The sequence below is a fragment of the Stutzerimonas stutzeri genome, assembly GCF_000952685.1.
Taxonomy (GTDB): Bacteria; Pseudomonadota; Gammaproteobacteria; order Pseudomonadales; family Pseudomonadaceae; genus Stutzerimonas; species Stutzerimonas stutzeri_E.
This window is the reverse complement of record NZ_JYHV01000028.1, coordinates 1-9,077: the sequence shown is the minus strand read 5'-3', so window position 1 is coordinate 9,077 and position 9,077 is coordinate 1. Positions and strand designations below refer to the sequence as shown.

At 61.2% G+C, this 9,077-nt stretch carries 6 protein-coding genes and 1 tRNA gene; 3 read left to right on the top strand and 4 right to left on the bottom strand.

Annotated elements, in window-relative coordinates; translation table 11 throughout:
• Positions 1–41: 41 nt before the first annotated feature.
• Together UF78_RS14680 and UF78_RS14675 are read right to left on the bottom strand one after the other, a co-directional pair.
• A tRNA-Asn gene (locus UF78_RS14680) sits at positions 42–117 on the bottom strand.
• A gap of 52 nt (positions 118–169) precedes the next feature.
• On the bottom strand, positions 170–1,366 hold the full coding sequence (locus UF78_RS14675) for an amino acid aminotransferase (RefSeq protein ID WP_045162961.1): 1,197 nt from the start codon (positions 1,364–1,366) through the stop codon (positions 170–172).
• Positions 1,367–1,703: 337 nt separating this feature from the next.
• Between UF78_RS14675 and uvrB the strand changes: the two genes are divergently transcribed.
• Positions 1,704–3,719 (top strand): excinuclease ABC subunit UvrB, encoded by a 2,016-nt coding sequence (gene uvrB / locus UF78_RS14670; RefSeq protein ID WP_045162960.1) that lies wholly within the window; start codon positions 1,704–1,706, stop codon positions 3,717–3,719.
• Between the two features lie 21 nt (positions 3,720–3,740).
• Here the strand turns inward: uvrB and UF78_RS14665 are convergent, their stop codons facing one another.
• On the bottom strand, positions 3,741–5,291 hold the full coding sequence (locus UF78_RS14665; RefSeq protein ID WP_045162959.1) for an MDR family MFS transporter: 1,551 nt from the start codon (positions 5,289–5,291) through the stop codon (positions 3,741–3,743).
• Positions 5,281–6,315 carry an HlyD family secretion protein gene (locus tag UF78_RS14660; RefSeq protein WP_045162958.1) on the bottom strand — a complete coding sequence of 345 codons (1,035 nt, stop codon included), beginning with the start codon at positions 6,313–6,315 and terminating at the stop codon, positions 5,281–5,283. Before UF78_RS14660 ends, UF78_RS14665 begins: the two co-directional genes overlap by 11 nt.
• 103 nt (positions 6,316–6,418) lie before the next feature.
• On the opposite strand from UF78_RS14660, the gene UF78_RS14655 reads away from it, so the two are divergent.
• Together UF78_RS14655 and gltX are read left to right on the top strand one after the other, a co-directional pair.
• Complete coding sequence (locus UF78_RS14655; protein WP_045162957.1) at positions 6,419–7,348, top strand: LysR family transcriptional regulator; 930 nt, start codon at positions 6,419–6,421, stop codon at positions 7,346–7,348.
• A 63-nt stretch (positions 7,349–7,411) separates the two neighbouring features.
• Complete coding sequence (gltX, locus tag UF78_RS14650; protein WP_045162956.1) at positions 7,412–8,893, top strand: glutamate--tRNA ligase; 1,482 nt, start codon at positions 7,412–7,414, stop codon at positions 8,891–8,893.
• The last annotated feature ends 184 nt before the right edge of the window (positions 8,894–9,077 follow it).

The following is a 9,077-nucleotide window of genomic DNA, read 5'->3' as shown; positions in this document are numbered from 1 at the left end:
AGCCATAAAAAAGCCCCGGTATGAACCGAGGCTTTCTGATTTGGCTCCGCGACCTGGACTCGAACCAGGGACCCAATGATTAACAGTCATTTGCTCTACCGACTGAGCTATCGCGGAACAGCGGTGCGTATCCTACTGTTTACAAAGGGGAAGTCAACCCCCTCTCGGATCAGAGGACCTGGACGATCGCGTCCGTGACGTGGTCTAGATTGTTGTGGTTCAGCGCCGCTGCGCAGATGCGTCCTGTGCCGATCGCGTAGACACCGAACTCGGTGCGCAGGCGTTCCACCTGAGCTGCGGTGAGGCCCGAATAAGAGAACATGCCGCGCTGTTTGGCAACGAAGCTGAAGTCCTGCTTGGCGCCTTTTTCGGCCAGTTGGCGAACCATGCTCAGGCGCATGTCCTGGATGCGAGTGCGCATCTCGGCCAGCTCGGTTTCCCACATGGCTCGCAGTTCCGGGCTGTTGAGTACGGCTGAGACCACGGTGGCGCCATGAGTCGGCGGGTTGGAGTAGTTGGTGCGGATCACGCGCTTGATCTGCGAGAGCACGCGTGCCGATTCGTCACGGCCCTGCGTGACCATCGACAGCGCGCCGACACGCTCGCCGTACAGCGAGAAAGACTTGGAGAACGAGCTGGAGACGAAGAAGCTCATGCCTGACTCGGCGAACAGGCGCACGGCGGCGGCGTCTTCTTCAATACTGTCACCGAAGCCCTGGTAGGCGATGTCGATGAAGGGCACGTGGTCGTTGGCGCGCAGCACCTCGAGAATTTGCTTCCAATCTTGCGGCTGCAGATCGACACCGGTCGGGTTGTGGCAGCACGCGTGCAGCACGACGATCGAGCGGGGCGGCAGGTTTTTCAGATCCTCGAGCATGCCGGCGCGGTCGATGCCGTGGCTGGCCGCGTCGTAGTAGCTATAGTTCTGTACCGGGAAACCGGCGGACTCGAACAGCGCGCGGTGGTTCTCCCAGCTGGGGTTGGTGATGGCCACCACCGCATCGGGTAGCAAGCGCTTGAGGAAGTCGGCACCGATCTTCAATGCGCCGGTGCCACCCAGTGCCTGGGTGGTCACCACGCGGCCATCGGCGACAAGCGACGAATCGCCACCGAACAAAAGGCCTTGTACGGCCATGTCGTAGCTGGCGATACCTTCGATGGGCAGGTAACCGCGTGGCGCGTTGAGTTCCAGACGGGCCATCTCGGCGGCTGCGACGGCGCGCAACAGAGGAATGCGGCCTTCTTCGTTGTAGTAGACGCCCACCCCCAGATTGACCTTGTTCTGCCGCGTGTCGGCATTGAAGGCTTCATTGAGGCCGAGGATCGGATCGCGCGGCGCCATTTCGACAGCGGAGAACAAACTCATGATGGGGAGGCTCGAAGAGAGGAGGTGACTGATGCAACACCCTCGCTTCGCGCTGAGGGCGGTGCGCAAACGGGGCAAGAGTATAGCGGGCCTGCCCCTCCGTCGCGATATGCTGGGGCGGTTTTTTCTAACCGATTCATGCCCGCCTGGTCGCCATTTTGCCTCGCTTCGTCTGCCTGTCCGGTCGGGCACTTGATATTGTCGGGAGCGACCGCATTGAAAGGGGCCGTGTCAGCTGTTCGCCCTGCCCGCAGCGGTTCGATGCATTTGAGAAGATACCGCCTGGAAGGCTCCACCGTTCGGCTTTCGGGTCGTCACGCTATCTGAAGAGGTCGATATGTCGAAGTTCGAATTGGTCACGCGCTTCAAACCCGCCGGGGACCAGCCGGAAGCCATCCGGCAAATGATCGAAGGCATCGAGGCTGGCCTCTCACACCAGACCCTGCTGGGTGTGACAGGCTCCGGCAAGACCTTCAGTATTGCCAATGTCATCGCACACGTGCAGCGGCCAACGCTGGTACTGGCACCGAACAAGACGCTGGCCGCCCAGCTTTATGGCGAGTTCAAGGCGTTCTTTCCGAACAATGCAGTCGAGTATTTCGTTTCCTATTACGACTATTACCAGCCGGAAGCCTACGTGCCCTCTTCGGACACCTTCATCGAGAAGGACGCGTCGATAAACGACCACATCGAGCAGATGCGACTGTCGGCGACCAAGGCGCTGTTGGAGCGGCCGGACGCGATCATCGTTACCACGGTGTCCTGCATCTATGGTCTGGGTGATCCTCAGTCATATTTGAAGATGGTGCTGCACGTGGATCGCGGCGACCGTCTTGATCAGCGCGAGTTGCTGCGACGGCTCACCGGTCTGCAGTACACACGCAACGACATGGACTTTGCACGGGCGACCTTCCGCGTGCGCGGCGATGTCATCGACGTCTTTCCGGCCGAGTCCGATCTGGAGGCGGTGCGCATCGAGCTGTTCGATGACGAAGTGGAAAGCCTGTCCGCCTTCGATCCGCTAACCGGCGAGGTGATTCGCAAGCTGCCGCGCTTCACCTTCTATCCCAAGAGCCACTACGTAACACCGCGCGAGACCCTGCTCGACGCCATCGAGAACATCAAGGTCGAGCTGAAGGACCGTCTCGATTACCTGCGCAGCAACAACAAGCTCGTAGAAGCGCAACGGCTCGAGCAGCGCACCCGTTTCGATTTGGAAATGATCATGGAACTGGGTTACTGCAACGGCATCGAGAACTACTCGCGCTATCTCTCTGGTCGTGCTTCCGGCGAGGCACCACCGACGCTCTACGATTACCTGCCAGCCAACGCGCTGCTGGTGATCGACGAATCTCACGTCAGCGTGCCGCAGGTCGGCGCCATGTACAAAGGCGACCGGTCACGTAAGGAAACCTTGGTCGAGTACGGCTTCCGCTTGCCATCGGCGCTGGACAACCGGCCGATGCGTTTCGACGAGTGGGAAGCGGTCAGCCCGCAGACCATCTTCGTCTCGGCGACGCCCGGACCCTACGAGGCCGAGCATGCCGGCCGGGTGATCGAGCAGGTAGTGCGGCCCACCGGGCTCGTGGACCCGCAGATCGAGGTACGGCCGGCGCTGACCCAGGTCGATGATCTGCTGTCGGAAATCACCAAATGCGTGGCGAAGGAAGAGCGGGTGCTGGTCACGACGCTCACCAAGCGCATGGCCGAAGACCTCACCGATTACTTGGGCGATCACGGCGTGCGGGTACGCTATCTGCACTCGGATATCGACACCGTCGAGCGGGTGGAGATCATCCGCGACTTGCGTCTGGGCGTGTTCGACGTGCTAGTGGGCATCAACCTGCTGCGCGAGGGTCTGGACATGCCCGAGGTGTCGCTGGTAGCCATCCTTGATGCGGACAAGGAAGGCTTCCTGCGTTCCGAACGTTCGCTGATCCAGACCATTGGTCGCGCGGCCCGTAACCTCAACGGCCGGGCGATTCTCTACGCCGACAATATGACCGGCTCCATGGAGCGGGCGATCGGCGAGACCGAGCGCCGCCGCAACAAGCAGATAGCCTTCAACGAAGCCAATGGCATCGTCCCGCAGGGTGTGTTCAAGGACGTTCAGGACATTCTGGAAGGGGCCACGGTGCCCGGCTCGCGCAGCAAGAAACGTCGCGGCGAAGCCAAAGCGGCGGAAGAGGCGGCGCGCTACGAAAACGAACTGCGGTCGCCGAGCGAGATCACCAAGCGGATTCGCCAGCTGGAAGAAAAGATGCTTGCCTATGCGCGGGACCTGGAGTTTGAGGCCGCCGCGCAGACCCGTGACGAGATCCACAAGTTGCGCGAGCGCTTGTTGCAGGTCTGACCGTTGAGCCGCGGTGCGGGCCTAGTGCGCCGCGCCGCCTTTGATGTCCTCGGGGAGTTTGCGGGTAAGCAGTACGGCTACCATGCTGATCGCCAGTGCGATGCCAACGAAATGGAACGCATCGTTGTAGGCCATGATCATCGCCTGCTGATGCGTGATCTCGCTGAGCCGGCCCAACGCGGCCTGCTCGCTGCCCAGCTGCTGGGTCAGTGCGGTGAGACGTTCGGCCACCGCCGGATTGCTCGGCACCACCGACTCGCGCAGATAGTCGAAATAGATCTTCGTGCGGCTGTCGAGCAGCGTCGCGAGCAAGGCGATGCCTATCGCGCCGCCGAGGTTGCGCAGGATGTTGAACAGGCTCGACGCCGAACCAGCATCCTTCGGCTGGATATAGGCCGTGGCGATCAGCGAGACGGTGACCATGATCAACGGCTGGCCCAGCGCGCGGATGATCTGGATCGGGTGGAACTGGTCGCCGGCGAAGTCCGGATTGAGCGCGCCGGAGGCGAAACTGGACAGGCCGAACAGAGCGAAGCCGGCAGCACAGAGCAGCTTGGGCGCGATGATTTTCATCAGTTTGGGCACCAGCGGGATCAGGAACAGCTGCGGAATCCCCATCCACATGATCACCTGACCGATTTGCAGTGCGTTGTAATCCTGGATCTGTGCCAGATACAACGGCAACAGGTAGATGGATCCATAGAGGCCGAGCCCCATGCCCAGGCTGGCGATACTGGTGAGGCCGAAGTTACGCTCGCGCAGAATCCCCAGGTTGATCAAAGGGTTGGGTCGCGACAGCTGCAAGATGACGAACAAGATCAGGCTGATCAGCGCCACCGACCCCAGTTGGACAATCAGGGTCGACTCCAGCCAGTCCTTGCGATGGCCTTCCTCGAGAAACACCTGCAGGCAGCCGAGCCCCATCGCCAGGGTGACTATGCCGGCGTAGTCGGTGCTTTTCAGCAGTTCCCAATGGGGCGGCTTCTTTTCCAGCCCGTACAGCAGGCCGGCGATCATCAGCAGGCCGGGCGGTATGTTGATATAGAAAATGTACTCCCAGCCCCAGTTTTCGGTCAGCCAGCCGCCCAGCGTGGGCCCGATCGAGGGGGCGAAGGTGGCGGTGATGGCGAACAGCGCCATACCCTTGGCCCGGTGGTGTTCGGGCAGCTTGATCAGCGTCAGGGTGAAGGCCAGCGGGATCAGCGCGCCACCGGTGAAGCCCTGCATCGCACGGAACACGATCATGCTTTCCAGATTCCAGGCGAAGGAGCAGAGCAGCGAAGAAATCAGAAAGCCGATCGATACCCACACCGCCAGGCGCCGCGCCGAGAGCAGCTGTACCAGCCAGGCGGTGAGCGGAATCATGATGATTTCCGCCACCAGGTAGGAGGTGGAGATCCAAGAACCTTCCTCCAGCGTGGCGGATAGCGCGCCCTGGATGTCCTTCAGCGAGGAGTTGGTGATCTGAATATCGAGAACCGCCATGAAGGCGCCGAGCATGGCACTCATCACGGCGATCCAGTCCCGCCGGCTGGGTTCACCAACCGGACGAATCAGCGCATCAGCGGCCACGGAGGTCGATCTTCACGTCTACCGACATGCCGGGACGGATGCGACCTTTGAGTGGATTGTCACTGGCAAAGGTCAGTTTGACCGGAATGCGCTGCACCACCTTGGTGAAGTTGCCGGTGGCGTTGTCCGGCGGCAGCAGACTGAATTGCGCGCCCGAGGCGGGAGAGAGGCTTTCGACGCGACCTTCGATCGGTGTGTCGGGGTAGGTGTCGAAGGTCAGTTCAGCATTCTGACCGACCTGCATGCGACCGATCTGGGTTTCCTTGAAGTTGGCCTGCACCCAGATGTCCTCATCCGGGACGATCGACATCAGATAGGCGCCCACCGGGACGTACTGACCGCTGCGTGCCGAGCGCTGGCCGACGATGCCGCTGATGGGCGAGCGGATTTCAGTGCGATCGACGTTCAATTCGGCTCGCTCGATTTCCGCGCGTGCTCCGTCGATCTGTGCCTGCAGGCGCTTGATATCGGCTTGCAAGGTATCCACTTGCTGTCGCTGGGCCGCCAGATCGGCCTCGGCTTTCTGCCGTTGCGAACTCGCCACGCGGGCGTCCGCGGCGAGCGTAGTCACCCGTTCCTCGGAGATGAAGCCGGGTTTGCGCAGGGCTTCGACGCGCGACAAGTCGACCTGGCTGCGCTCGAGGGTCGCCTGCGCCGCGCTGACCGATGCCTGGCTGGCAGCGATCAGGCTGGTCTGTTGTTCGAGGCGACTATGGGCCTGGGCGAGCTCGGCTTCGCGAATCGCCAGGTTGGCCCGGGCCTGGTCCAGTGCCAGCCGGAAGTCACCGGGCTCGAGAGTCACCAACAGATCGTCGGGTTTCACGTGCTGGTTGTCCTGCACATGGACGCGTTCGATTCGTGCCGCGAGCTGGCTGGAGATACGCGTGATTTCGCCCTGCACATAGGCGTTTTCGGTGTGCTCGTAGAAGCGGCCGGTGAAGAACCAGTGGGCGAAAAAGGCGCCTGCCACCAGCAATAGCAGGACGACGAAGATGAAGAGTCGGCGTTGCAGCTTGGCAGGCATTTCGTCGCTCGTGACCGGAAGTGAGCCGCACAATCTACCGGCGTTCCTGTTTCGTAATAAGTCGTTACAATCGCTAAACGTTGTTGCATTCAGGGAACAATCGATGGGCCTAGATGACGCCTTGATCTTCACTCGGGTAGTGGAGTGCCACAGTTTCACCCAGGCGGCATCGAGCCTGGGCATGCAGAAGTCCACAGTCAGCCGCCGGATCGTCCAGCTCGAAGAGCGGCTCGGCGTGCGGCTGATCAACCGCACCACTCGGCGCCTGCGCCTGACCGAGGTCGGTCAGGCCTACTACGAGCGTTGCCGACAGATCATGCTCGATTTCGCCGAAGCCGAGCAGGTCGTCATGCAGCTGCAGCAGGCGCCGGCCGGGCTGTTGCGGATTTCGGCGCCGATCGAATTCGGCCAGTGGATTCTCGGGCGCGTGCTAGGTGATTTCATGCGGCTGTACCCAGACATCAACGCCGAAGTCGAACTGGCTTCGCGCTATGTCGATCCGGTGGAGGAGGGGGTCGATATCGTCATCTCGGTTGGCCAGCCACAGGATTCCACTCTGATCGCGCGCAAGCTGTTCGAGACCCGCCGACGGTTCTGCGCGAGCCCGACCTATCTCGCGCAGCATGGCGTGCCGACGGTGGCGGCCGACCTGGCCGAGCACCGAGCGATCACACTGTCGCGCGACCCGGTGCGCTACTGGCCGATGCTCGAGCAGAACATCAATTGCAGGCGCGTGCTGAGCTGCAACAACATCACCTTCGCTCGTGAAGCGGCGCTAGCCGGTGCTGGTATCGCCGTGCTGCCGACCATGATCACCGACCAGGAGGTCCGTGATGGCGATCTGGTCGAGCTATTGCCTCAGGTCGAACTGCCGAGCGGGGAGATCTACGCGGTCTACCCCTCGCGGCGTTTCCAGGCCATGAAAGTCAAAGCCTTTCTGGATTTCCTGATGCAGTCGTTGCCGGTTACGGACGGTCGCCTGGTGGAGCCAGTGGAGGCACGCCTGCTAACATCGCGCCTTTACACGCGCTGACTCAGCCAATTGCGCCGGCTCCGCCAGTTGCCGTGTCTCCCTGTGCATTGATCCGAGAACATCATGACCACCGTTCGCACCCGCATCGCACCATCTCCCACTGGCGACCCGCACGTCGGCACCGCCTATATCGCGTTGTTCAACCTCTGCTTCGCGCGTCAGCATGGTGGCCAGTTCATTCTGCGCATCGAAGACACCGACCAGCTGCGCTCCACGCGCGAATCCGAACAGCAGATCTATGATGCGCTGCGCTGGCTGGGTATCGAATGGGATGAGGGCCCGGACGTTGGCGGCCCACACGGCCCATATCGGCAAAGCGAACGTGGCGAGATCTACAAGAAGTACTCCGACGAGCTGGTCGAAAAGGGGCATGCCTTCCCGTGCTTCTGCAGCGCCGAGCGCCTGGATCAGGTGCGTGCCGAGCAGATGGCCAACAAGGAAACGCCGCGCTACGACGGCCATTGCATGCATATCTCTGCCGAAGCGGCGCAGCAGCGCATTGCGGCGGGCGAGTCACACGTGGTTCGGATGAAGGTGCCGAGCGAAGGCGTCTGCCAGGTTAACGACATGCTGCGCGGTACGGTCGAGATCGGCTGGGATCGCATGGATATGCAGGTGTTGATGAAAGCCGACGGTCTACCCACCTATTTCCTGGCGAACGTTGTGGACGATCATCTGATGGGCATCACTCACGTCCTGCGCGGCGAGGAGTGGCTGCCATCGGCACCGAAGCTGATCAAGCTCTACGAGTACTTCGGTTGGGAGCAGCCGCAGTTGTGCTACATGCCGCTGCTGCGCAATCCGGACAAGAGCAAGCTGTCCAAGCGCAAGAACCCGACCTCGGTCACCTTTTATGAGCGCATGGGCTTCATGCCCGAGGCGATGCTCAACTATCTGGGCCGCATGGGCTGGTCCATGCCCGATGAGCGCGAGAAATTCACCCTGGCCGAAATGATCGAGCACTTCGACATCAACCGGGTTTCGCTGGGTGGTCCGATCTTCGATATCGAAAAACTGTCCTGGCTCAACGGCCAGTGGCTGCGCGAGCTGTCGGTCGAGCAATTTGCCGCCGCCGTGCAGAAGTGGGCGTTCAACCCCGACTACATGATGCAGATCGCACCGCATGTGCAGCAGCGCGTAGAGACCTTCAGTCAGATCGCGCCGCTGGCCGGTTTCTTCTTTTCCGGAGCGTTGAACCTCGATCCCGCATTGTTCGAGCACAAGAAGCTCGACGCCACCCAGGTTCGCCAAGTACTGCAACTGACCCTGTGGAAGCTCGAAGCGCTGCGCCAGTGGGACAAGGAGCGCATTACCGACTGCATTAATGCGGTCGCTGCGCATCTCGAACTGAAACTGCGTGATGTCATGCCACTGATGTTCGCCTCGATCACCGGCCAGGCGAGTTCGGTCTCGGTACTCGATGCCATGGAAATCATCGGTCCGGACCTGACCCGCTTCCGCCTGCGTCAGGCGCTCGAACTGCTGGGCGGTGCCTCGAAGAAAGAAGTGAAGGAGTGGGAAAAACTCTTCGCGGCGATGCCTTGAGGGTTCAAACCGCTCGTCGGTGGTAAGTATTTGTTCTGATGCTAGAAAATCTCGAGGTCGAGGCGAAAATATCGTTGACACTGTGCGGGGCCGCACCTAATATGCGCCCCGTCCTCGAGATGGGGCTATAGCTCAGCTGGGAGAGCGCTTGCATGGCATGCAAGAGGTCGACGGTTCGATCCCG

Coding starts and splice junctions, on each gene's coding strand:
- UF78_RS14675 (WP_045162961.1), bottom strand. CDS start 1,366: ATGAGTTTGTTCTCCGCTGTCGAAATGGCGCCGCGCGATCCGATCCTC.
- uvrB (WP_045162960.1), top strand. CDS start 1,704: ATGTCGAAGTTCGAATTGGTCACGCGCTTCAAACCCGCCGGGGACCAG.
- UF78_RS14660 (WP_045162958.1), bottom strand. CDS start 6,315: ATGCCTGCCAAGCTGCAACGCCGACTCTTCATCTTCGTCGTCCTGCTA.
- UF78_RS14655 (WP_045162957.1), top strand. CDS start 6,419: ATGGGCCTAGATGACGCCTTGATCTTCACTCGGGTAGTGGAGTGCCAC.
- gltX (WP_045162956.1), top strand. CDS start 7,412: ATGACCACCGTTCGCACCCGCATCGCACCATCTCCCACTGGCGACCCG.